Source organism: Pseudaeromonas paramecii (assembly GCF_039540575.1).
Classification (GTDB): domain Bacteria; phylum Pseudomonadota; class Gammaproteobacteria; order Enterobacterales; family Aeromonadaceae; genus Pseudaeromonas; species Pseudaeromonas paramecii.
In genome coordinates, this window is the sequence record NZ_BAABFC010000012.1 from 82,684 (window position 1) to 104,592 (window position 21,909).

At 53.9% G+C, this 21,909-nt stretch carries 20 protein-coding genes; 17 read left to right on the forward strand and 3 right to left on the reverse strand.

Going from position 1 to position 21,909, the window contains the following annotated elements; all coding sequences use genetic code 11:
* Positions 1-63 precede the first annotated feature (63 nt).
* From eno to rpoS, 10 genes are all read left to right on the forward strand, one after another.
* Positions 64-1,365 (forward strand): phosphopyruvate hydratase, encoded by a 1,302-nt coding sequence (gene eno / locus ABD847_RS08985; protein WP_345012154.1) that lies wholly within the window; start codon positions 64-66, stop codon positions 1,363-1,365.
* A gap of 100 nt (positions 1,366-1,465) precedes the next feature.
* Positions 1,466-1,774, forward strand: a complete 309-nt coding sequence (gene ftsB, locus ABD847_RS08990) for a cell division protein FtsB (RefSeq protein WP_345012156.1) — start codon at positions 1,466-1,468, stop codon at positions 1,772-1,774.
* Between the two features lie 4 nt (positions 1,775-1,778).
* Entirely contained in the window at positions 1,779-2,459 is a 681-nt protein-coding gene (gene ispD / locus ABD847_RS08995) for a 2-C-methyl-D-erythritol 4-phosphate cytidylyltransferase (RefSeq protein ID WP_345012158.1), read from the forward strand.
* Positions 2,456-2,932 (forward strand): 2-C-methyl-D-erythritol 2,4-cyclodiphosphate synthase, encoded by a 477-nt coding sequence (gene ispF / locus ABD847_RS09000; RefSeq protein WP_345012160.1) that lies wholly within the window; start codon positions 2,456-2,458, stop codon positions 2,930-2,932. Before ispD ends, ispF begins: the two co-directional genes overlap by 4 nt.
* On the forward strand, positions 2,932-3,969 hold the full coding sequence (truD, locus tag ABD847_RS09005; RefSeq protein ID WP_345012694.1) for a tRNA pseudouridine(13) synthase TruD: 1,038 nt from the start codon (positions 2,932-2,934) through the stop codon (positions 3,967-3,969). Before ispF ends, truD begins: the two co-directional genes overlap by 1 nt.
* Positions 3,950-4,690, forward strand: a complete 741-nt coding sequence (surE, locus tag ABD847_RS09010; protein WP_345012162.1) for a 5'/3'-nucleotidase SurE — start codon at positions 3,950-3,952, stop codon at positions 4,688-4,690. The genes truD and surE overlap by 20 nt, the downstream gene beginning before the upstream one ends.
* Positions 4,691-4,693: 3 nt before the next feature.
* Positions 4,694-5,320 carry a protein-L-isoaspartate(D-aspartate) O-methyltransferase gene (locus ABD847_RS09015; protein WP_345012163.1) on the forward strand — a complete coding sequence of 209 codons (627 nt, stop codon included), beginning with the start codon at positions 4,694-4,696 and terminating at the stop codon, positions 5,318-5,320.
* Entirely contained in the window at positions 5,317-5,898 is a 582-nt protein-coding gene (locus ABD847_RS09020) for a YqaA family protein (RefSeq protein WP_345012165.1), read from the forward strand. Before ABD847_RS09015 ends, ABD847_RS09020 begins: the two co-directional genes overlap by 4 nt.
* Positions 5,899-5,906: 8 nt before the next feature.
* Positions 5,907-6,884 (forward strand): peptidoglycan DD-metalloendopeptidase family protein, encoded by a 978-nt coding sequence (locus ABD847_RS09025; RefSeq protein ID WP_345012167.1) that lies wholly within the window; start codon positions 5,907-5,909, stop codon positions 6,882-6,884.
* 42 nt (positions 6,885-6,926) lie between these two features.
* Positions 6,927-7,910: an RNA polymerase sigma factor RpoS gene (gene rpoS / locus ABD847_RS09030; RefSeq protein ID WP_345012169.1), complete on the forward strand. Its 984-nt coding sequence runs from the start codon at positions 6,927-6,929 to the stop codon at positions 7,908-7,910.
* A gap of 50 nt (positions 7,911-7,960) precedes the next feature.
* Here rpoS and mutS read toward each other — a convergent pair whose 3' ends face one another.
* Positions 7,961-10,525, reverse strand: a complete 2,565-nt coding sequence (mutS, locus tag ABD847_RS09035) for a DNA mismatch repair protein MutS (protein WP_345012171.1) — start codon at positions 10,523-10,525, stop codon at positions 7,961-7,963.
* Between the two features lie 202 nt (positions 10,526-10,727).
* Here mutS and ABD847_RS09040 point away from each other — a divergent pair, with 202 nt between their 5' ends.
* Positions 10,728-12,029 (forward strand): tyrosine-type recombinase/integrase, encoded by a 1,302-nt coding sequence (locus ABD847_RS09040; RefSeq protein ID WP_345012173.1) that lies wholly within the window; start codon positions 10,728-10,730, stop codon positions 12,027-12,029.
* Between the two features lie 73 nt (positions 12,030-12,102).
* Here ABD847_RS09040 and ABD847_RS09045 read toward each other — a convergent pair whose 3' ends face one another.
* Positions 12,103-13,098 (reverse strand): hypothetical protein, encoded by a 996-nt coding sequence (locus tag ABD847_RS09045; protein WP_345012175.1) that lies wholly within the window; start codon positions 13,096-13,098, stop codon positions 12,103-12,105.
* Positions 13,099-13,662: 564 nt separating this feature from the next.
* Here ABD847_RS09045 and ABD847_RS16855 point away from each other — a divergent pair.
* Together ABD847_RS16855 and ABD847_RS09050 are read left to right on the forward strand one after the other, a co-directional pair.
* The gene (locus ABD847_RS16855) at positions 13,663-13,839 is read left to right on the forward strand and encodes a helix-turn-helix transcriptional regulator (protein ID WP_425568446.1); all 177 of its coding nucleotides are present in this window, start codon (positions 13,663-13,665) and stop codon (positions 13,837-13,839) included.
* Positions 13,840-14,307: 468 nt separating this feature from the next.
* Entirely contained in the window at positions 14,308-14,973 is a 666-nt protein-coding gene (locus tag ABD847_RS09050) for an inovirus Gp2 family protein (RefSeq protein ID WP_345012177.1), read from the forward strand.
* A 305-nt stretch (positions 14,974-15,278) separates the two neighbouring features.
* Here the strand turns inward: ABD847_RS09050 and ABD847_RS09055 are convergent, their stop codons facing one another.
* On the reverse strand, positions 15,279-16,247 hold the full coding sequence (locus ABD847_RS09055) for a competence protein CoiA family protein (protein ID WP_345012179.1): 969 nt from the start codon (positions 16,245-16,247) through the stop codon (positions 15,279-15,281).
* A 204-nt stretch (positions 16,248-16,451) separates the two neighbouring features.
* Between ABD847_RS09055 and ABD847_RS09060 the strand changes: the two genes are divergently transcribed.
* Genes ABD847_RS09060 through ABD847_RS09075 form a run of 4 tightly spaced genes read left to right on the forward strand, consistent with a single transcriptional unit; the run spans position 16,452 to position 21,902 of the window.
* A complete protein-coding gene (locus ABD847_RS09060) occupies positions 16,452-17,321 on the forward strand; it encodes a WYL domain-containing transcriptional regulator (RefSeq protein WP_345012181.1) in 870 nt (289 codons plus the stop codon).
* Entirely contained in the window at positions 17,318-20,173 is a 2,856-nt protein-coding gene (locus ABD847_RS09065; protein WP_345012183.1) for an SNF2-related protein, read from the forward strand. The genes ABD847_RS09060 and ABD847_RS09065 overlap by 4 nt, the downstream gene beginning before the upstream one ends.
* Positions 20,170-21,261: an AAA family ATPase gene (locus ABD847_RS09070; protein WP_345012184.1), complete on the forward strand. Its 1,092-nt coding sequence runs from the start codon at positions 20,170-20,172 to the stop codon at positions 21,259-21,261. Before ABD847_RS09065 ends, ABD847_RS09070 begins: the two co-directional genes overlap by 4 nt.
* On the forward strand, positions 21,258-21,902 hold the full coding sequence (locus ABD847_RS09075; RefSeq protein ID WP_345012185.1) for a DUF4276 family protein: 645 nt from the start codon (positions 21,258-21,260) through the stop codon (positions 21,900-21,902). The genes ABD847_RS09070 and ABD847_RS09075 overlap by 4 nt, the downstream gene beginning before the upstream one ends.
* Positions 21,903-21,909 lie beyond the last annotated feature (7 nt).

Sequence of the window (21,909 nt, forward strand, 5' to 3'; positions counted from 1 at the left end):
TTTGCAACCGTTTTTTTATGCAACTTTAGTGTTGTTTTATTTCAAATATCGAGGATCGATACAATGGCTAAGATCGTTAAAGTGCTGGCTCGTGAAATCATTGACTCCCGCGGTAACCCGACTGTAGAAGCCGAAGTTCACCTGGAAGGTGGTTTTGTTGGTATGGCTGCTGCGCCGTCTGGTGCTTCTACCGGTTCCCGCGAAGCCCTGGAACTGCGTGACGGTGACAAGTCCCGCTTCCTGGGCAAGGGCGTGCTGAAGGCCGTTGGCGCCGTTAACGGCCCGATCGCTGCTGCGCTGGTTGGTAAGGATGCCAAGGATCAAGCTGCCATCGACCAAATCATGATCGATCTGGACGGTACCGAGAACAAGTCCAACTTCGGCGCCAACGCCATCCTGGCGGTGTCCCTGGCTAACGCCAAGGCTGAAGCAGCTGCCCAAGGCCTGCCGCTGTACGCCTGGATTGCCGAACTGAACGGCACCCCGGGTGTTTACTCCATGCCGCTGCCCATGATGAACATCATCAACGGTGGTGAGCACGCCGACAACAACGTCGACATCCAAGAATTCATGATCCAGCCGGTTGGCGCCAAGACCCTGAAAGAAGCCATCCGAATGGGTGCCGAAGTATTCCACAACCTGGCCAAGGTGCTGAAGTCCAAGGGCTACAACACTGCCGTGGGTGACGAAGGTGGTTTCGCTCCTAACCTGAAGTCCAACGCCGAAGCCCTGGAAGTGATCGCCGAAGCCGTTGCCGCCGCCGGTTACAAGCTGGGTACCGACGTGACCCTGGCCATGGACTGCGCCGCTTCCGAGTTCTATGACGCCGAGAAGAAGGAATACAACCTGAAGGGCGAAGGCCGTGTCTTCACCTCCAACGGTTTCTCCGACTTCCTGGAAGAACTGACCGAGAAGTTCCCGATCGTCTCCATCGAAGACGGTCTGGACGAATCTGACTGGGAAGGCTTCGCCTACCAAACCAAGAAGTTGGGCAGCAAGATCCAAATCGTGGGTGACGACCTGTTCGTAACCAACACCAAGATCCTGAAGCGTGGTATCGACAACGGCATCGCCAACTCCATCCTGATCAAGTTCAACCAAATCGGTTCTCTGACCGAAACGCTGAACGCCATCAAGATGGCCAAGGACGCCGGTTACACCGCCGTCATCTCTCACCGTTCCGGTGAAACCGAAGACGCTACCATCGCCGACCTGGCTGTGGGTACCGCGGCTGGCCAGATCAAGACCGGTTCCATGAGCCGTTCTGACCGTGTTGCCAAGTACAACCAACTGATCCGCATCGAAGAAGCCCTGGGTGAAAAGGCTCCTTTCCGCGGTCTGAAGGAAGTTAAGAACCAAGCCTAATCCGCTTGTTGCTTAATTCGCCAATGCAAGCCCCGCCAATCAGGCGGGGCTTTCTTTTGGCTGGTAATATGGGAAACTATGCCGCGCAGGAGGCGCCACCATGCGGTTATTTACCCTCATCTTGATCATCATTCTGGCCTGGTTGCAGCACCAGCTCTGGTTCGGCAAGAACGGTCTGGTGGAGTATCGCCAGCGCTCGGAAGCCGTGGCACGGCAACAGGCCGACAACCAGCAGCTCAAGGAGCGCAATCAACTCCTGTACAAGGAGATCGATGACCTCAAGAGTGGTCTTGAGGTGATCGAGGAGTTGGCGCGCAACGATCTGGGCTTCATCAAGCCGGACGAAACCTTCTATCGGGTGTTGCCCCGGGACGCCCGTGGGCCGGCCCAGGCAGCCAAGGGGAACTGACAGCATGACCTTTACCGTGGTGGTTCCCGCCGCTGGCGTGGGCCGGCGCATGGGGGCAGACTGTCCCAAACAATACCTGCCCCTGGCGGGCAAGTTCCTCATCGAACATACCCTCGAGCGTCTGCTCAATCACCCGCGCATCGAGCGGGTGGTGGTGGCGCTCAACCCCGCCGACGACTTCTTCGCCACCCTGCCGGTGGCGTCCCACCCGCGCCTGCGTACCACGCTGGGTGCCGACGAACGCGCCGGTTCCGTGATGAATGGCCTGGCCAGGGTGGAAACCGAATGGGTGTTGGTGCATGACGCCGCACGACCCTGTCTGACCCATGGCGACATGGACAAGCTCATTCAGGCGGCGCTGGCTGGGGACGGAGCCATCCTCGGCAGCCGGGTGCGGGATACCATGAAACGCGCCGATGCTGCAGGTCACATAGTGGCGACAGTGGAGCGAGACCATCTGTGGCATGCCTTGACGCCGCAGATGTTCCGCACCGCCGAACTGCGCCAGGCTCTGCTGGCGGGCTTGCATGCCGGTGCCTCTATCACGGACGAGGCCTCGGCCATGGAGTTGGCGGGTAAGTCGCCCAAGATGGTGGAAGGGCGGGCGGATAACATCAAGGTGACCCGCCCCGAAGACATCGCCCTGGCGGCACTTTTCTTATCTCAACAGGAGCAGCTGGCATGATCCGCATCGGCCATGGTTTTGATGTCCATAAATTTGGTGGCGAGGGGCCCTGCACCCTGGGGGGCGTCAAGGTGCCCTATGAGCAGGGGCTGCTGGCCCACTCCGATGGGGATGTGGTGCTGCATGCCCTGAGCGATGCCCTGCTGGGTGCCATTGCCGCCGGCGATATCGGTCGTCATTTTCCCGATACCGATGCGGCCTTTGCCGGCATCGATAGCCGCATCCTGTTGCGGGATGTCTATGCCAAGGTGCGGGCCGCCGGCTATGTGCTGGGCAATCTGGATGTGACCATCATTGCCCAGGCCCCCAAGATGGCGCCGCACATTGATGCCATGCGCGCCGTGATGGCCGAGGATCTGCATGCCGATTTGTCACAGATTAACGTCAAGGCGACCACCTCTGAGCGACTGGGCTTCACCGGGCGCAAGGAAGGCATCGCCGTGGAAGCCGTAGTGCTGGTGGTGAAAGCATGATGATTCCAAAGTGGCACTATCTGCATGGTCAACCGACGCAGTCCGCTCGCCTCAAGGCCGAACCGGCGGATTTCCAGGTATTCGAAGATCTGGGGTTTGAGCCCGATGGTACCGGCGAGCACCTGATGGTGCGCATCCGCAAGACCGGCGAAAACACCGCCTGGGTCGCCAAGCTGCTGGCCCAGGCGGCGGATGTGCCTCGTGCGTCCATCACCTGGGCGGGGCTTAAGGATCGCCATGCGGTGACTGAGCAGTGGTTTGGCATTCATCTGCCGGGCAAGCCGGATCCGGATCTGTCGGTGATTGAAAATGAGCAGATCCAGATCCTCAGCATGGCTCGCCACTCCCGCAAGATGCGGGTAGGGGCGCTCAAGGGCAATCATTTCCAGCTGCTGCTGCGGGATCTGAGCGTCAGCGATGCCCTGGAGTCGCGACTGCAGGCCATCGCGGCCCAGGGCGTGCCCAACTACTTTGGTTCGCAGCGTTTTGGCCGCAATGGCAACAACCTGGAGGGGGCTCAGTCCATGTTCGACGGCCGTCGGATCAAGGACAGGGACAAGCGCTCGATCTTCTTGTCCGCCGCTCGCAGCTACCTGTTTAACCTGGTGGTCAGTGCCCGGCTGGAAGCGGGTCTGGCTCAGCGTTTGCTGGCTGGCGATTGCCTGATGCTGGCCGGTACTCATTCCTTCTTCGCCGAAGAAGAAGCCAGTGACGCCTTGGCCGAGCGTCTGGCACAAGGCGATCTACAGCTGAGCGCACCCCTGTGGGGCCGTGGTCGCAGTCCGGCCCTGGCAGAGGCCCTGGCGTTTGAAACCCAAGCCCTGGCGGGACAGGAGAGCTGGCAGGCGGGGCTGGAAGCGGCGGGCCTCAAGCAGGAGCGACGGCCCCTCTTGCTGCAACCCAAGGGGTTGCAGTGGCAGTGGGCCCCCGAGGGCTTGCAGTTGAACTTCTGGCTGCCGGCGGGCACCTATGCCACCAGCCTGGTGCGCGAACTGGTACAGGTACAGGCAGAGCAAGATGAAGATACTGCTGAGTAATGATGACGGGGTGAATGCCCTGGGGATCCGCTGTTTACACGAGGCGCTGTCGGCCCTGGGAGAGGTGATTCTGGTGGCACCGGATCGCAATCGCAGTGGCGCCAGCCACTCCTTGACCCTGGAGACACCCCTGCGGCTGGAGCAGTTGCCTAACGGCTTCTATTCGGTGCGTGGCACGCCGACCGATTGTGTGCACCTGGCGGTCAACGAGCTGGTGCCGGATGCGGATATCGTGGTGGCAGGGATCAACCACGGTGCCAACCTGGGGGATGACGTCATCTACTCGGGCACGGTGGCGGCCGCCACCGAAGGCCGTCATCTGGGGTTGCCAGCCATGGCGGTCTCCCTGGTGGGGGAAACTCACTTTGCCACGGCTGCCCATTTTGCGGCCTTGCTGCTGGCGCGCTTGCAAGCCATGCCCTTGCCCTCGGATCAGATCCTCAATGTGAATGTGCCGGATCTGCCGCTGGCGGAGATCAAGGGCATTCGTGTCACCCGACTGGGCAATCGCCACAGAGCCGAGGCCGTCATCAGCCAGCGGGATCCCCGGGGCAAGCCCATCTATTGGATTGGTCCGCCCGGTCCCATGCAGGATGCCGGTGAGGGCACCGATTTTGCTGCCATTGAGGCGGGTTATGTCTCCATCACGCCCTTGCATGTGGATATGACGGCGTACGCCAATCTGCAGCAACTCGGCCAGTGGGTTGAGCAACTGGGGTAGGTCATGCGGAATGTCATTGCACAGCCTTTGCTTAATCAGCTGATCGGCCAAGGGATCCGGGACAGCCGGGTGCTCAGTGCGCTGTCGGCAACCCCGCGGGAGCAGTTTGTCGATGAGGCCTTCGCCCATCAGGCTTGGGAGAACACGGCCCTGCCCATCGGTCAGGGGCAGACCATCTCGCAACCTTATATAGTGGCGCGCATGACGGAGTTGCTGTTGGCCCGGGCGCCGCAACGGGTGCTGGAAATAGGCACAGGCTCCGGTTACCAGACGGCGATTCTGGCGCAGTTGGTGGAGCATGTGTTCACGGTGGAGCGCATCAAGTCACTGCAGTATCAGGCCCGGCGGCGCTTGCAGCGGTTGGATCTGCATAATGTCTCCACCCGGCATGGGGATGGCTGGCAAGGTTGGTCAAGTAAGGCCCCGTTTGATGCTATCATCGTCACCGCCGCCCCGGAGCAGATCCCCGAGGCTTTGTTGCAACAGCTCAAAGAGGGAGGGCGCATGGTGCTGCCGGTCGGCAGCGCTAGCCAGCACCTGCAGGTGCTGGATAAGCAGGATGGCAGGATTCAGGTAGCAACGTTTGAGGCAGTCCGTTTCGTACCCTTGGTACAGGGAGAGTTACAGTGAAACTTTTTTCCGCACTCTATGACAAAGTGATGGGCTGGTCGGCACACCGACATGCCCCCTATTACCTGATGGCCAACAGTTTTGCCGAGTCGGTGTTCTGGCCTATTCCGCCCGATGTGATGTTGGCGCCCATGGCGCTGGCCAGGCCGGAGAAGGCATGGCATTTCGCGCTGATCGCGTCTGTGGCCTCCACCGTGGGTGGCTTGGCTGGTTATCTGCTGGGCTATTGGTTGTTTGATCTGGCTGTGCAGCCCATGATCCAGGCTTTCGGTTATCAGGATAACTTCGAGCTAATCCAGCAGTGGTTTGCCCGCTGGGATTTCTGGATCGTTTTCCTAGCCGGCTTTTCACCCATTCCCTATAAGCTGTTTACCGTGACGGCAGGGATGCTGCATATGGCCTTGCTGCCCTTTATGCTCGCCTCTGTCATCTCCCGCAGTGCCCGTTTCTTTTTGGTGGCGGCGCTGATGAAGTGGGGTGGTGCTCGTATGGAGCAAAAGCTGCGTCAGTACATTGATCTCATCGGCTGGCTGACGGTCGCATTGGCGGTCATTGCCTATTTGATCTTCCGGCATTGAGGTGCGTTTTGCGTCTGGCGTTTGCGTTATCTTTGCTCTGGCTGCTGGCGGCCTGCAGTAATTCGTCACCGGCACCGGTACGGGATGCCGGCCACAAGGCCGCCTATGCCAGTTCGGGGGGGGCGAGCAAACCGACGAGATCGCCGACACTGACCAACAAGCAGTACCGGGTCAAGGCTGGCGATACCCTCTATTCCATCGCTTGGGGGTTTGGCATCGACTTTCGGGCCTTGGCCAGCTTTAACAAAATTACCCCGCCTTACGCCATCTATGTTGGTCAAATCATCAACCTGGATCTGGATAATCCTGACGCAGGGCGCTATGTGGTCAAGCGCGGGGATAGCCTCAGCAGCATAGCCCGTCGGCACGGTACCAGCTTAAATAACCTGGTTCGTTTTAATAACCTGAAGAAACCCTATGTGATCCACCCAGGTCAGCTGATCGTCCTGGGAACGGCCCATAAGGCTACCGGAAGTGGTGGGAAAGATGCGAATTTGAGTAGTCATTCAGTTCGTGCGGTGGATCAGAGATCTCAACAATCTGGCAACAAATCGTTTGCTGGCCAAAATGGAAAGGAATACGCTCAAACCAAATCAGCACAAGCCAGTAACAAGTCGCTAACATGGCGTTGGCCATCATCCGGTCGTATCGTGCAAGGTTTCTCGCTTAAGGAACAGGGGAACAAGGGTATCGATATTGCGGGCAAGCGTGGTCAGCCAATCTATGCCGCCGCCGCCGGGCGCGTGGTCTATGCCGGCAGTGCGTTACGCGGCTACGGCAATCTGGTGATCATCAAGCATGACGACGACTATCTGTCTGCTTATGCCCACAACGAGGTGCTGAGAGTAACAGAGCAACAGGAAGTTAAGGCCGGGCAGCAAATAGCCGATATGGGAAGTAGCGATACCTCAGATGTACGGTTGCACTTTGAGATCCGTTATCGAGGCCAATCGGTGAACCCTTTGGGTTATCTGCCTAAACGCTAGATTCCGAGCAGGATGTCTCGGTTCGGTCAGGGGATAGATGCCATGAACAATCAAGATCTGGATATCACTGAAAACGATTTCAATGTTGAGGATGAGGCTGAACTGATGGTCATGGCCGATGCTGCTGAACCATTGGAGACTGAAGAGAGCAGCCAGGCAGACGAGGCCTTCAGTGCTGACATCAATAAGGTGATGGATGCCACCCAGCTTTATCTGGGAGAGATTGGCTTCTCTCCGCTGTTGACGGCTGAAGAAGAGGTCTATTTTGCCCGCAAGGCCCTGCGTGGTGATGCGGCGGCGCGTAAGCGGATGATCGAGTCCAACCTGCGCCTGGTGGTTAAAATCGCCCGCCGCTACAACAACCGTGGGCTGGCTCTGCTGGATCTGGTGGAAGAGGGCAACCTGGGGCTGATCCGGGCGGTGGAGAAGTTCGATCCGGAGCGCGGTTTCCGCTTCTCTACCTATGCCACCTGGTGGATCCGCCAGACCATAGAACGGGCCATCATGAATCAGACCCGCACCATCCGTCTGCCGATCCATGTGGTGAAGGAGCTCAACGTCTATCTGAGAACTGCCCGTGAATTGGCGCACCGTCTGGATCATGAGCCTACCGCCGAGGAGATCGCCCAGGCGGTGAACCGGCCGGTGGAAGACGTGGCCCGCATGCTCAAGCTCAATGAAAAGATCTGCTCCGTGGACTCGCCGATTGGCGGGGACGGTGACAAGGCGCTGCTGGATATCCTGACCGATGAGCGGGGTATGGGCCCTGAGCTGGAAACGCAGGACGACGACATGCGCATGTCGGTGGTGCATTGGCTGGAGCAACTGAATGCCAAGCAGCGTGAGGTGCTGGCCCGTCGCTTCGGTCTGCTGGGTTACGAGGCGGCCACGCTGGAGGACGTGGGTCGGGAAATCGGCCTGACTCGGGAGCGGGTGCGCCAGATCCAGGTGGAAGCATTGCGCCGTCTGCGGGACATGTTGACCCAGCAGGGCTTGTCTATCGACGCCTTGTTTAACCCGCACTAATGCGGTGTCTATGCAAATGCAACAGGCCGGGCAATGCCCGGCCTGTTTTGTTATGACAACTGCTGTTTGAGCTCATACAGCAGGCTCAAGGCCTGACGCGGACTCAGCTCGTCGGGTTGCAGGTGGCGAAGCTGGGCCAGCAGCGGATGCTCCGGCGGTGTGCTAGTCGCCGGCGCTGGGGCGGCGGGCTGGACCGCACCGCGCGCCTGGGGCTGATTTTCCAGCTCAAGCAGCTTTTGTCGGGCACGGGCAATGACGTCCCGCGGTACACCCGCCAGGGCGGCGACCTGCAGGCCGTAGGAGCGGCTGGCCGCACCCTCCTGTACCGCATGCATGAAGGCGATGCCGTCTTCATGTTCCACTGCATCCAGGTGCACGTTGGCCAGCCCGGGCAGACGGCTGGGCAGCTGCGTCAGCTCAAAATAGTGGGTGGCAAACAGGGTAAAGGCGCGGATCTTATCCGCCAGGGCTTCGGCGCAGGCCCAGGCCAGGGAGAGGCCGTCGTAGGTACTGGTGCCGCGACCTATCTCGTCCATCAGCACCAGACTGTGGCGAGTGGCGTTGTGCAGTATGTTGGCGGTTTCCGTCATCTCCACCATGAAGGTGGAGCGGCCAGAGGCCAGATCATCCGAGGCGCCGATGCGGGTGAAGATGCGATCTATGGGGCCGATGCGGGCGCTGTCTGCCGGCACATAACTGCCCATGTAGGCCATCAGCACAATGAGGGCTGTTTGGCGCATATAGGTCGATTTGCCCCCCATGTTGGGGCCGGTAACGATCAGCATGCGTCGCTCACTCGACAGCTGCACCGGGTTGGCGATGAAGGGATCGCTCATCACCTGCTCCACCACGGGGTGGCGGCCATTGTCGATCTGGATCTGGTTATCGCTCACCAGTTCGGGACGGCAGTAGTTGAAGCTGGCCGCCCGCTCCGCCAGGTTGCTCAAGACATCCAGTTCGGCCACCGCACCGGCGCAGCGCTGCAGCTCGGCCAGATGGGGCAGCAGCTGATCCAGTAGCTGCTCGTAGAGCTGCTTCTCCAGGGCCAGCGCCCGGCTTTGGGCGGTGAGTACCTTATCCTCGTACTCCTTGAGTTCGGGGATGATGTAGCGCTCGTTGTTTTTCAGGGTCTGGCGGCGCACATAGTGGGCCGGCACCAGGTGAGCGTTGGCGCGGGTGACGTCGATATAGAAGCCATGCACCTTGTTGTAGTCCACCTTGAGGGTGTTGATGCCGGTGCGTTGCCGCTCTCTGACCTCCAGCTGTTCCAGATAGGCGGTGGCGCCGTTGGCCAAATCCCGCAGTTCATCCAGCTGGGCATCGTAGCCATTGGCGATGACGCCCCCATCCCGCAGCACCACTGGCGGATTGTCGATGATGGCGCGCTGCAGCAGGTCGCACAAGGCCGGGAACTCGCCGATGGCTTGGCGCAGGCGCTGCAGGGCCTCGCCGTTGGCCTGGGCCAGTTCGGTTTGCAGCAGGGGGAGGGCTTCGAAGGCCAGCCGCAGACGCAGCAGATCCCGGGGACGGGCACTACGCAGGGCCAGACGAGCCAGTATCCGCTCCATGTCCCCCACCTGCTTGAGCAGGGGCGGCAGACTGTCAAAGCCCTGGCTTTCCAGCAGCTCGCCGATGGCCTGTTGTCGTAGCCGCAGCGCCTCTGGTTGGCGGATGGGCTGATGGATCCAGCGTTTGAGCAGCCGGCTGCCCATGGCGGTGGCGGTGCCATCCAGCACGGCGGCGAGCGTGTTGTCCTGGCCGCCGGCCAGATTCACGGTTAGCTCCAGGTTGCGCCGGGTGGCGGCATCCAGGATCACCATCTGGTCGGTCTGCTCCTGGCCAATGCTGCGGATATGGGGCAGCTGGGTGCGCTGGGTATCCTTGACGTACTGCATCAGGCAGCCGGCGGCGGCCAGGCCACAGTTGGCTTGCTCTACCCCGAAGCCGATGAGATCCCGGGTACCGAACTGCTGGCACAACAGCTTGCGGGCGGTCCCCAGCTCAAATTCCCACTCCGGGCGTCGGCGCAGGCCCCGCCGCTGCCCCAAATTGTGCAAAAAGGCGAAGCCATCGGGGTAGAGCAGCTCCGCCGGATCCAGCCGCTGCAGTTCCGCCTGCAGGGTCTCCTCCGCCGGAAACTGATTGAGAGTGAAGCGGCCCGAGGTGATGTCCAGCACCGCCAGGCCGAATTGCTGGCCATCGTGATAGAGGGCGGCGATCAGGTTGTCCTGCCGTTCGTTGAGCAGGGCCTCGTCCGAGATGGTGCCGGGGGTGACGATGCGCAGCACCTTGCGTTCCACCGGCCCCTTGCTCAGGGCCGGATCGCCTACCTGTTCACAGATGGCCACCGACTCGCCCAGCTGTACCAGCTTGGCCAGATACCCCTCCACCGCATGATAGGGTACGCCGGCCATGGGGATGGGGCTGCCAGCCGACTGACCGCGTTTGGTGAGGGAGATATCCAGCAGCTGGGCGGCCTTGCGGGCATCGTCATAGAACAGCTCATAGAAATCCCCCATGCGATAAAACAGCAGCACATCGGGGTGTTCGGCCTTGATGCTCAGGTATTGCTGCATCATTGGGGTGTGTTGCTCGATATTTCTGTTACTCATCAAGCCCTTAACCTTTTAAATGTTTTATAAATCAATTGATTGCGTTCTTGATGACGACTCACTATGTATCTGGTTGTCTCAAGCCATCTCGCTGCATCCTAACAGTAAGCGTAGGTTAAAGCGTAGGTTGTTGATGGTTTCTGGGACGTAAACACGATAACCTACGCTTCATGTAAGAGTGAGTCTGTTTACTGAGGAGTACGGCATGTCGGGGCGTCAGAATAGCAAACCGCTTTCTTACAAAGCAATTGAAGCCATGAAGCCGGGAGACAAGGATAAAGCCGATATCGGTGAGTATCGAGGCTTGCGTGTCAGCTGTGGTCGAACTGGCAAAAAAAGCTTCTACTATCGCTATAACGATCCAGCAAATCCTCGCAAGCAAAAGCAGATAACGCTGGGTGTTTTCCCCATCCTTACGCTTGAACAGGCTCGGATCCGGCTTAAAGAGCTCAAGCTGATGCGCCACCAAGGTCTGTGTCCTGCAACGGAGTTGGCGAACGAGCTGCAGCTCCAGAAGACTCAAGCCGTTGAGACCACCGAAGCAAAACCATTCACAGTACGCGATGTCATAGAGCTGTATCTTGGTGAGTACATCGAGGATCACTGGTCCTCGACTGGGGAGTTAATCCCTGGGGCGAGGAAACCGAAAGGCCAGGCTGAAGCTCGACGTACTCTTTGCACCGATGTATATCGAGATTTGGGGGATATAGAGGCGATTCAGATTTCGGCACAAGATGTCAGCAATCTAGTGTTGAAAATCGTTGGACGTGGGGCCAATGTTCAGGCGGGTAACGTACTACGTGAGCTGGGTTCTGCTTATGACTACGCGATTGGCTCGGGCCGGTTGCCTGATGATTTCGTCAACCCGACGATCAATGCCAAGAAGAAGCTCAAAATGACGAGGCTTCGCCTGACCAGCCAGAAGGCATCCCGAGTTTTCGATGATGAAGAGTTACGACGATTTTTGCAGTGGCTACCCGATTCGGCATATCCATTAGGCCAACAGCATGTTCTCAGACTGACGCTTTGGACCGGTTGCCGTACGGGAGAAATTTGTGGTTTATATTGGAATCAAGTTGATCTGGATAAAGGGACTATTCATTTAAAAGAAACAAAGACCGATGTCGATCGATATGTCCAACTGTCTAGTCAAGCAATTTCATTTTTAAAATTATTGAGATTGGAAACAGAGGATTGTTTATTTCCATCTAGAACCACGAACGAGCCAATTCAACAAAAAGCATTGACGACCAGCGGATGGATCCTAAGACAAAGAGGACAGATGATAGATCTGCCAACTTGGACACCACACGATCTGCGTCGGACTGTAAGAACCGGTTTAGCTAGATTAAGTTGCCCTACCGATATTGCGGAGGCGATATTGGGTCATAGTCAGAAGGGGATACAGGGAACGTATAACCTGCATCGCTACAATGACGAATGCAAAGTTTGGCTGCAGAAGTGGGCTGACTATCTGGACAGTCTCTTTGATAACTGTCTTGATTAAATCCAAGCAACCATTAATGGCGTGAAGTTAAGTAATACTTACACGGCACGCCATTATCTATGCGAATGGGTGTTTAAATTCTATGCTTTGCCTTCATTGATTCATATTCCTTCCGTATCAATGATTCAATTAGCTCATTTTTATTTGTTCGAATTTCATACATAGAAACCAGTTCGTTAAGGATGGGCATAATGTCTACGCTCATGTTAATGCTGAATTGCTTTTTGCTGACATTCTTATCTCTGAATTTCTTCTGTGACCATGCCTTTTTCATGGACGACAATGCATACTTATATTTGTCGATGTTCTCAGAAAAAAGAATATCCCAAAATGATTGGATATCATCTAGCATTAGTCTTGTATTTGATGATGGAGCACAAGAAACTAAGGGGTAGTAATATAGTGTTTCTCGCATATAACTAACCGTCCATTCGACTTGCTCTCTGTTTTGTGTGTCGAACCATTGGTGTAGTCTTTTATTGTTGGATGGATTCGAGTAGCTTGACTTTATGTAAAGCAATAGATGCTCTTTTGCTGACTTATCTATGTTCAAACGATCGAAATACCTTATTACAGATGTTCTAATGCTAGATAAGTTTGATATCTCATTATGGATTTTAAGCTCGTTCATTGTCTTGCTTACAGTGTAAGGGATTTTTGAAAATATCCATTCAGAGAATACAGGTTGACAGTCTTGTCTAGTGACATTGTGTTCTATAAAGTTGATATAGTGAATTCTTCTCCATACAAATAAACAAGTCCTTGGATTTTTCTCATCTATCCAATCAAAGAGTTCATCATCAATTCTTCTCCTGGTGAAGCCGTTGTAGAGCAGATTAATTACGTCTTTTTGGTTGCTGATGTTTAATCTGCTTTCCTGCGAAAGTAAAAAACTCCTAATGCCATTATTCATACGCCATGGGATCAACATGTTTAGCATTTCTCTGATGCCGCAAGAGCTAATAATATTTTTCCCAGACAGATTATTTAAGAGAAAAGACAAATAGTCTAAGAACCTTTCATCTTTAAATGCGGTATGGGTAAACTCCGGATTGTCACCATTTTTCATTCTAATAAGCCCATCTACATGGTAGTAATGTCGTAGTGGAATTGTAGTGGTTTATGTCGTGAATGTGTAGTTGCATGCGTAGCAAAATTTGGTGCTATATGCCGTAGATGTGTAGCCATCTGGTGGCTGCAGGCAAGGATTGTGAGGGATAGGTGATGATGCAATGCCATGGGCAGTAAGATGCTTGATTTGATGGTCACCTCTTGATGTTAGTTTCGCTGGTCTACTTGCGGTGTCTCAGATTTTGAATGCCCCCAAATACCCATTTAACGCAGCATGCATTGTGAATAGTACTTAGCCGTGTCTAGATGGATATTTTATGTTCTAGAATTGAATGGGTATATTTGTATGCGATGGTATATGTTATCGACTGCAATTCACCCTGCTTTCCTATGAATAATGAAGTGGCATGTTTTCCATCATTCATCATGAGGTCGTTCTTTTCCATAAATTGCGTGCGGCGGTCTTAATAAGTGTGTCTAGCTTTCTCAAGTTTGCTATGTGTCAGCTGGTTGTCAAAAATTACATCCTCGCCCTAGCTATGACAAATTAACGAGGTGCATCATGGAACTGATTAAGATAAATGACGTCATAGCCCTAACGTGTCTTTCTAAGGCATCCATTTACAGACTTATCAAGCAGGGTTCTTTTCCAAAACAGGTTCATCTGTCCAAACGTGCATCTGCTTGGATCAAGGGCGAGATTCTCGACTGGATAAGTGATCTTTCATCGCGGAGATAAATCAACACCCGGTGCTACATTGTATCTTTGCTTGATATTATTTAGTTCTTCTTCCTTGCTTTTTTGTTTCACGCCAGCGTTATTGGTCTTGTCGGTCAAGTTGTTTTTATTCCAGCCTAAAACCAATTATAACTTAATTTCGGAGTTACTTGACTAAGGCTTAGGCTTAATTTTGTTATTTAAAATTGGCTTTGGCTGTTAATTGTTGGTGGATATTCAAGGGCTGTTGAGTCTGTCTTGTTGCTCGTCAATGTTGGATAGGTAATATATCGGGAGTTATGACTAACAATAAAACAATAAAACAATAAAACAATAAAACAATGAAACAATAAAATAAATGATTAATAGGGGGGTGGTTGTTAGTGTTGTTTAGGTGAGCGCATTAAAACACCATTAAAACAAATGACTGTGCCTTAGTGTTTTGTCTCTTGAAAAATGTTTCTTCATAACCGTTGGAGGGTGGTTGATATGTATGTTTATCCTGGTTTGACCGAGAAGGAAGTTCAAGGTGTTATCCATAACGCCCCTTGTGATTATGGTGCAATTGAATCTAACTATCTGCTCAAGATAGATCATGTGCTTGGTAATGCATTAAGCCAGTTTCCTAGGGTCATGGCTATTCGTGTAGATTTAAGATTTGTCAAAAATGATTGTGTTGATATGCCACCTTGCTTTCAAGACAGCGATGGGCTTGTTGTGAAGCGATTCATCGAGTCATTGAATAGCCAACTGTGCGCACTTGAAAATAGGCGAAGAAATCAAGGGGGACGGGTTTATCCGAATAAGGTGAGATATGTGTGGGTGCGGGAGCAAAATGATTCGGTGAACCAGCACTATCATTTTGTTCTGTTTTTTAACAAGGATGCGTATTGTCGCCTTGGTGATGTTAATCATGAAAACTCATTGGCTAACAAAATTAACAAAGCTTGGCTTAGCGCTATCAGACTTCCATGTTGGGCATCGAGTGGTCTGGTTCACTTTTCGAAGAATGGTTGCTACTGGATAACGAGAGATGATGCCCAGCTTCGATCTCCAGACTATGCTGCATTCATCAAGAGAGTGGTTTACTTGGCTAAGGTGGATACTAAAGTTTGGGGGGAAGGGCACCGTTGTATTGGTTCAAGTCGTGGCTGATTTGTCTTTGTGTTCGGTCTTTAACACTCATCTGATAAAGGAAAGGGATATCTATATCACCGAGTTGGATTGCCATCTAATACGCCAGCAATGGGCCTTGTTGATAAAATCCATAGCTGGATGGTCACCCCCCTATCCCCCCCTGCGGGCTTAGTTGATCTCCTGTCGAATGGGCATACATACCAAGCCCTATGGCCTTGTTCATGGCTTGTGAATTTGCTTCAAGTATAGAAAGACACCAACACGTTGAGAGAGCAGCGCCGCAGGTTGCCGTCCATGGTGATCTCAGCGGTGGCGTCATCTGGTCAAAACCGAATACCACTTTTGCGCCTGGCCGCGATGCATCTGGCGTTATTGCAGTAGCCGGTAGGGGATGGGTGATCTAATGGTTCACCGCAAATTCGACAGTAGCGAGTGTGACTCATGTCTGCAGTGTGCTCACCAACATCGGCGCTCGATAATGGTGTCCAGTCCTGATCTGAACCGTAGGGCCGGCGCTCAAGGATTTGGTAGGCCTGTTGTAAGCGGCTCTGAGCTTGCAAGGCTTGCTCTTCCTGCTGGGCTTTAAGGATTCGATATTGCTGCAGGCGAGCTTGCTGTTCCTTGAGCTCTTGCTGGCGTTTTTCCTCCTCTTGTTGTTGGTACCGAGCTACTTGAGCTTGATAGCGAGGATGGTAGAGCCACCTCAAGGCTAGAGAGGACGTTTGGACGATGCTGATTAGTTTGGCGATATATTCGTTGTTGTGATCACGGAATAACTGTTCGCCAATAGCACCGTAGTTGAGCTGCAAGATGCCCATTCGGGGATCTTTGGCTATGAACTCATCAAGCCAAACCGGGGGAGCATTCTGTCCTGCTGCCGGCAGGTAGAGTCCGATCCGGTAGTCCTCGCTTTGCGGGATTTTGTAAACGAAATGGGGGCTCTGGTTGGCCTGAGAAAGGTCGAGATCGAAAATCAGATCGACCTTAGTTCGTCCTTCAATGATCCGCTTTTGGCACCAAAGATAGTCCGGTGTGGAGATAGACCGGATCTGCCCCAGGATCTCCAGCAGCATCAGGCGGATACTGGTTTCAAAGGCAAACTCACATAGCTCGACACTGCTGTCGTGATGCGCAAAGTGATGTTCGTTGACGTCACCTTTTCGAGCGACTAACCGAGCATCACAGCTGGGGCAACGGCATTCACAAGCTAAGCCTCTAGGTACTTCTTCAATACTGACGATCCGGTTATCTGCCATCCGGACGGCAAAAGGAATTTTGTTGAACAATCCCACTCTGCCCTCCTATGGCGCCGCTAACGGTGGTGATTAAACAAACAGAAGTGAGTCGCATGAGTCGGTTTTATCACCAAGCTCACAATAAGTCATCATTTTGATTGTGTGACTTATTCGTTATGATACTTTGAGTTTCTTCTGAACATATCCGACTGCCATCGCATGCACGTTTTAGATGAGCTTCCCTACGCCCAGCGAGAGCGTTTGGCGTACATCGATTTTTGCCTCAACTATTTTGGCTCTATTACCCGCGCCGCACTGATGGAGCGATTTGGTACCGGCTTGGCGGCGGCCACCCGTGACCTTACTGCTTACAAAGAGTTCTGTGCTGGCAACCTTGCACTGCGAGCACAGGACAAGGTGTACGAACGGACGCCTTCATTTAAACCGTTGTTTGACCATCAGCCGGAGGCGGCTCTTTCCTGCCTGGCCTATGGTTTCGGCAATGGTATCTCCCAGCCGTTTTTGCCAAATCCTCGCTGTTTGGCACCACAGCAACTGATCCAGCCTAAGACTGAAATATTGTCAGCCCTAATGCGGGCCATTCACCTGCAAAAAGCCATCAGCTGCAGCTATGTATCGCTCTCATCCGGGCGGATGCAACGTGAGCTGGTACCTCACAGTCTGGCCAATGATGGTCATCGCTGGCATGTCCGGGCCTTTGATCGGCTTAGGCAGGCGTTCCGTGATTTCTCCTGTTCGCGCTTTGATACTGTCTCGCTGTTAAACGATGTTCCGCCGGAAAAAGAAACCCGCGAGTTCGATCATCAGTGGAACCGAATTGTCGATTTGGAGCTGATCCCGCACCCAGCCATTGCGCATCCAGAGGCTATAGCCATGGACTACGGCATGGTCGATGGTTCGCGCCGTGTGCAGATCCGCGCTGCGTTGGCGGGCTATTTGCTCAACTACTGGAATGTGGATTGTTCACCTGAGCACAGCTTGTCCGCTGAGCGTCATCCGCTGGCGTTGAACAATCGGCCTGCCCTGTATGGCGTAGAGAATCTGGTGTTGGCTCCAGGCTATGGAGCGAGTTCATTGCAACCGGCATCTGCCACGGGAGATAAAGCGTGAGTCATTATTCAGCACATCAGCAAGCGTGGCTGGCTCATAGCCTGACACTGGAGGGTAAGGCGGAAGAGTCGTTGACCAAGACGATGGCTGGAGCCAAGGTTGATATGAACCCGCATCAGATCGAGGCGGCCATGTTCGCGCTGGCATCCCCACTGTCGAACGGAGTAATTCTGGCTGATGAAGTCGGTCTGGGGAAAACCATCGAAGCCAGCCTAGTCTTGGCGCAGAAATGGGCCGAACGCCGTCGTAAGTTACTGTTGATAGCCCCTGCTACCTTACGCAAACAGTGGAGTCAGGAGCTTGAGGAAAAATTCTCGCTGCCTTCAATGATCATGGAGGCAAAGTCCTTCAATGAATCTAAAAAGGCGGGGGTGGCCAATCCGTTTGATCTGGAACGTGCTTCCGGAAAGCCTGCAATTTGCATCTGCTCCTATGAATTTGCAGCCCGCAAGGAGTCAGAACTTCAGCGTATCCCGTGGGATCTGGTCGTCATGGACGAAGCGCACAAGTTGCGCAATGTCTATAAGAGTGATGGAGCCAAAACAGCCAAGGTGCTTGATAACGCCTTAATGGGGGTTAAGAAAGTTTTACTTTCGGCCACGCCATTGCAGAACAGCATGCTGGAGCTGTACGGGCTGGTGTCCATCATTGATCCGCACTTTTTTGGCGATTTGCCATCGTTTAAGGCCCGTTATGGCCGTCAACAACTGGATCAGGTTGAACTGGCGTTGCTTCGAGATCGCCTGGGTAAAGTCTGTAATCGCACACTCAGACGCCAGGTACAGGAAGAGGGTGGTATTAGTTTCACTCGTCGTTATTCCATGACCGAGGATTTCCGCCCGTCAACGCAAGAAGAGCAACTGTACCGGCAGGTCTCCGAGTATCTGCAGCGTGAAGATCTGCTAGCCATCAAAAGTGGTGCCAGACATCTGGTGACCTTGGTTATTCGCAAAATTTTGGCTTCATCGTCGTTTGCCATTCAAGGCACCTTGCAGACCATGATTACTCGCCTAGAGCAGAAGCAACCGCTGCTGGATGCCTTGGCAGATTATGAGAATTTGTCAGACCTTCAGGATGAGGAGGGGGTGAGCGACGAGGAGTTGATTGATCCTCAAGCTCTGCAGGCTGAGATTGATTTATTAAAGGATTTTCAACGCCTGGCTTGCAGTATCGCCAACAATGCTAAAGCGGATGCCTTGGTTCGCGTGCTCGAACGTGCCTTTGAGAAAACAGCCGAGCTAGGTGGCAGCCGCAAAGCAGTAATTTTCACCGAGTCAGTCCGAACCCAGACCTGGCTGGCAGAAATGCTGGCGGCCCAAGGGTATGACGGTCAGATCGTGATGCTAAACGGCAGTAACAGTGATTCAGTATCGAAACAGATTTATCAGGAGTGGTTAGAGCGTCATCGGGGCTCTAGTCGTATTTCTGGTTCTAAAACTGCAGATATGAAAGCGGCTCTGGTTGAGCGGTTCCGCGATGATGCCACCTTGATGATCTGTACTGAGGCGGGAGCCGAAGGTATCAACTTGCAGTTCTGCTCTTTGCTGATCAATTACGATCTGCCCTGGAACCCGCAGCGGGTCGAGCAGCGGATTGGCCGGGTCCATCGTTATGGTCAGAAGAACGATGTCGTCGTGGTCAATTTTATCAACAAGGGCAACCGTGCCGATGAGCGCGTGTTTGAGTTGCTGAGTCAGAAATTTCAACTGTTTGAAGGTGTGTTTGGTGCTTCAGATGAAGTCCTTGGCTCCATCGAGTCAGGGGTCGATATTGAACGCCGGATCCACGATATCTACCAGCGCTGCCGTAGCGATGAGCAAATCGAATCTGAGTTCAATTCATTGCAAGAAGAGCTCAAAGAGCAGCTGGAGGCCAAAAACAGTGATACCCGCCGGTCGTTGTTTGAGCATTTTGATGCCGATGTCGTCAGCCGACTGAATACCCGACGGGACAAGACCAATATTGAATTGACGGCTTACCAGCAGAAGATGTTGCTACTGGCCCGTATGGCCTTACAGGAGCAGGGCGGGTTTAGTGAAGTTGCGGGGGCTTTTGTCTGGCGCGATGGCAAGTACAGCCTGAACTGGCAGACGGCAGAGATCGAGGATGGTGAGTTTTTCCGGCCTCATGATGGTCTTGGTGCCGAGTTGATTGCACAGGCCAAGGCTGCTCACTTGCCGCCTGCTGCACTCCAGTTTGTTTACGAGCGCTCGTCTGATCAGGGGCAATGGGTTGATGTGAAAGGCTTGATAGGCAATCGCGGTTTGCTAAAGGTCATCAAGGTGAGTATCGAATCAACGGCGCAGCGTCGTGAGCAGCTGCTATTGCTGGCGAGCAACCAGCATGGCGAGCCACTGCATAGCGAAACCGTCGAGCGACTATTGCAGCTGCCGTTAGCCCAGGTGCCGGTCATCATTCCTGAGCCTGACTTCTATCCACTGTCAGAGCGGCAGCAAACACTGCTGGGAGATTTTCAGCGTGAGGTTGAGCGCGATAACGAAACTTACTATGGCGAAGAGGTTGAGAAGCTGGAGCGTTGGTCTGAAGACAAACGCATTGCACTGGATCTGCGCATCAAACAGCTGGATCTGGAAATCAAGGAAGCACGTAAAGCATCACGGCAGCTAACCTCCTTGCAGGAGAAGATGGAAGCCAAGAAAGCGCTCAAACAGCTAGAGAGAGAACGCGATAACGCCATGCTGCACTACTACGAAGAGAAGAAACAGATTGAACAGGAAGAGGATCGCCTGTTGGAAGAAGTTGAAGCTCGTCTGGCCACAGAAACCCGTGTGACCGAGCTGTTTGCGGTAACATGGCAGGTCGTGGCGAATGAACGTGAGGCGGCAGCATGAAGGATGTTACCAATAGTGATCAGTTGAGTCATATCGTGATTGATGGCTATAAGTCGATTGCCAAGTGTGATCTGCTGATGGGCTCTTTAAATGTGTTAATCGGTGCCAATGGTGCGGGTAAGTCGAACTTCATCAGCTTTTTTAGATTAATTGCCACCCTGCTGGATCACCGTTTGCAATTCTTGGTAGGCAAGGCTGGAGGCCCAGATGCCTTGTTACACTTTGGTCGCAAGCAGAGTGAGGCCCTAAAGGGTGAGCTCTACTTTGGCAACAATGGCTACAAGTTTGCGTTAGAGGCCACTAACGACAACCGCATGATGTTTCAGCGAGAAGCGTTGTGGTGGAATATGAACGGCGATAATTCGGTCGGCTCCGGTCATTTCGAGTCACTGGCCGAAAAGCATAACTCCCGCATTAAAGCGTTTACGCTCCCGATCATGCGTCGCTGGCGGGCCTACCATTTCCATGACACCAGCGAGAGTGCAAAGGTCAAGCAGATCCACCGTATCAACGATAACGACTACCTGCGGGAAGACGGCGCCAATCTGGCGGCTTTCTTGTTCCGGTTACAAAAAAATCATCCCAGCAACTACAAGCGGATCGTGCGCACCATTCGCATGGTGGCACCCTATTTCGGTGAATTTTACCTACGCGCCACACCAGACAACCTAGACAGCATTCAGCTTGAATGGACTGAGAAGGATCACGATATTCCCTTCAAGGCCAGTGAGCTATCGGATGGCACCCTGCGCTTTATCCTGCTGGCGACCGTGCTGCTGCAGCCGGAAGAATTTATGCCCAGTGCCATCATCGTCGATGAGCCAGAGCTGGGCTTGCACCCCTATGCCATCAATGTGCTGGCCGAGCTGATTAAAAGCGCCAGTATCGAACACCAACTGATCATTTCGACCCAGTCGGTCGAACTGGTGAATCAGTTTGATGTCGAGGATCTGATCGTCGTGGATAAGCAGAACGGTGCTTCCACCTTCAAACGTCTGGAAGAGGATCAACTGAGCGAATGGCTACAGGATTACAGCTTGGGTGATTTGTGGAAGAAGAACCTGCTGGGCGGGAGACCACAATCATGAGTCGAGTGCTGGTCTTTGTTGAAGGGCAAACCGAAGAGACTTTCGTGCGTGATCTGCTGGTTCCCTATTTTTCGCGTCTGGGCATTTATCTGACGCCCATTCTGGCGCAGACCAGTCCGGGGCATAAGGGTGGGATAGTCAGCTATGGCAAGGTGAAGCACCAATTGACGCGCTTGTGTCGGCAGGACCAAGGGGCGTATGTCACCACCATGATGGACTACTATGGCCTGCCCAATGATTTTCCGGGGCTAGATGGCCGAGTAGCGGATGCCCATGAGCAGGTGATGCGACTGGAGCTGGCATTGCAGCAGGATATCGGCGCGCCCAATTTTATTCCTAACCTGATGCTGCACGAGTTCGAGGCGCTACTGTTCAGTGCGCCGGAAAAGTTTGCCGAATGGCTGGATGATCAGGCACTGCTTGCACCGATGGCGGCGATCCGCGGCGCGTTTGCAACGCCGGAGCATATCAATAACAGCCCGCAAACTGCGCCGTCAAAACGAATCTTGGCGTTAGTGCCACACTATAAAAAGACCGTGGATGGTCCTTTAATTGCTGAAGATATTGGGCTGGACGCCATTCGCGCCAAGTGCCCCCATTTTAATAACTGGATTGAGCGCCTGCTGGCGCTGCCTCGCTGATGATGGC

Bases quoted from the DNA above. Each gene is read 5' to 3' on its own strand.
- eno (WP_345012154.1), top strand. From the start codon at position 64: ATGGCTAAGATCGTTAAAGTGCTGGCTCGTGAAATCATTGACTCCCGC.
- ftsB (WP_345012156.1), top strand. From the start codon at position 1,466: ATGCGGTTATTTACCCTCATCTTGATCATCATTCTGGCCTGGTTGCAG.
- ispD (WP_345012158.1), top strand. From the start codon at position 1,779: ATGACCTTTACCGTGGTGGTTCCCGCCGCTGGCGTGGGCCGGCGCATG.
- ispF (WP_345012160.1), top strand. From the start codon at position 2,456: ATGATCCGCATCGGCCATGGTTTTGATGTCCATAAATTTGGTGGCGAG.
- truD (WP_345012694.1), top strand. From the start codon at position 2,932: ATGATTCCAAAGTGGCACTATCTGCATGGTCAACCGACGCAGTCCGCT.
- surE (WP_345012162.1), top strand. From the start codon at position 3,950: ATGAAGATACTGCTGAGTAATGATGACGGGGTGAATGCCCTGGGGATC.
- ABD847_RS09015 (WP_345012163.1), top strand. From the start codon at position 4,694: ATGCGGAATGTCATTGCACAGCCTTTGCTTAATCAGCTGATCGGCCAA.
- rpoS (WP_345012169.1), top strand. From the start codon at position 6,927: ATGAACAATCAAGATCTGGATATCACTGAAAACGATTTCAATGTTGAG.
- ABD847_RS09040 (WP_345012173.1), top strand. From the start codon at position 10,728: ATGTCGGGGCGTCAGAATAGCAAACCGCTTTCTTACAAAGCAATTGAA.
- ABD847_RS09045 (WP_345012175.1), bottom strand. From the start codon at position 13,098: ATGAAAAATGGTGACAATCCGGAGTTTACCCATACCGCATTTAAAGAT.
- ABD847_RS16855 (WP_425568446.1), top strand. From the start codon at position 13,663: ATGGAACTGATTAAGATAAATGACGTCATAGCCCTAACGTGTCTTTCT.
- ABD847_RS09050 (WP_345012177.1), top strand. From the start codon at position 14,308: ATGTATGTTTATCCTGGTTTGACCGAGAAGGAAGTTCAAGGTGTTATC.
- ABD847_RS09070 (WP_345012184.1), top strand. From the start codon at position 20,170: ATGAAGGATGTTACCAATAGTGATCAGTTGAGTCATATCGTGATTGAT.
- ABD847_RS09075 (WP_345012185.1), top strand. From the start codon at position 21,258: ATGAGTCGAGTGCTGGTCTTTGTTGAAGGGCAAACCGAAGAGACTTTC.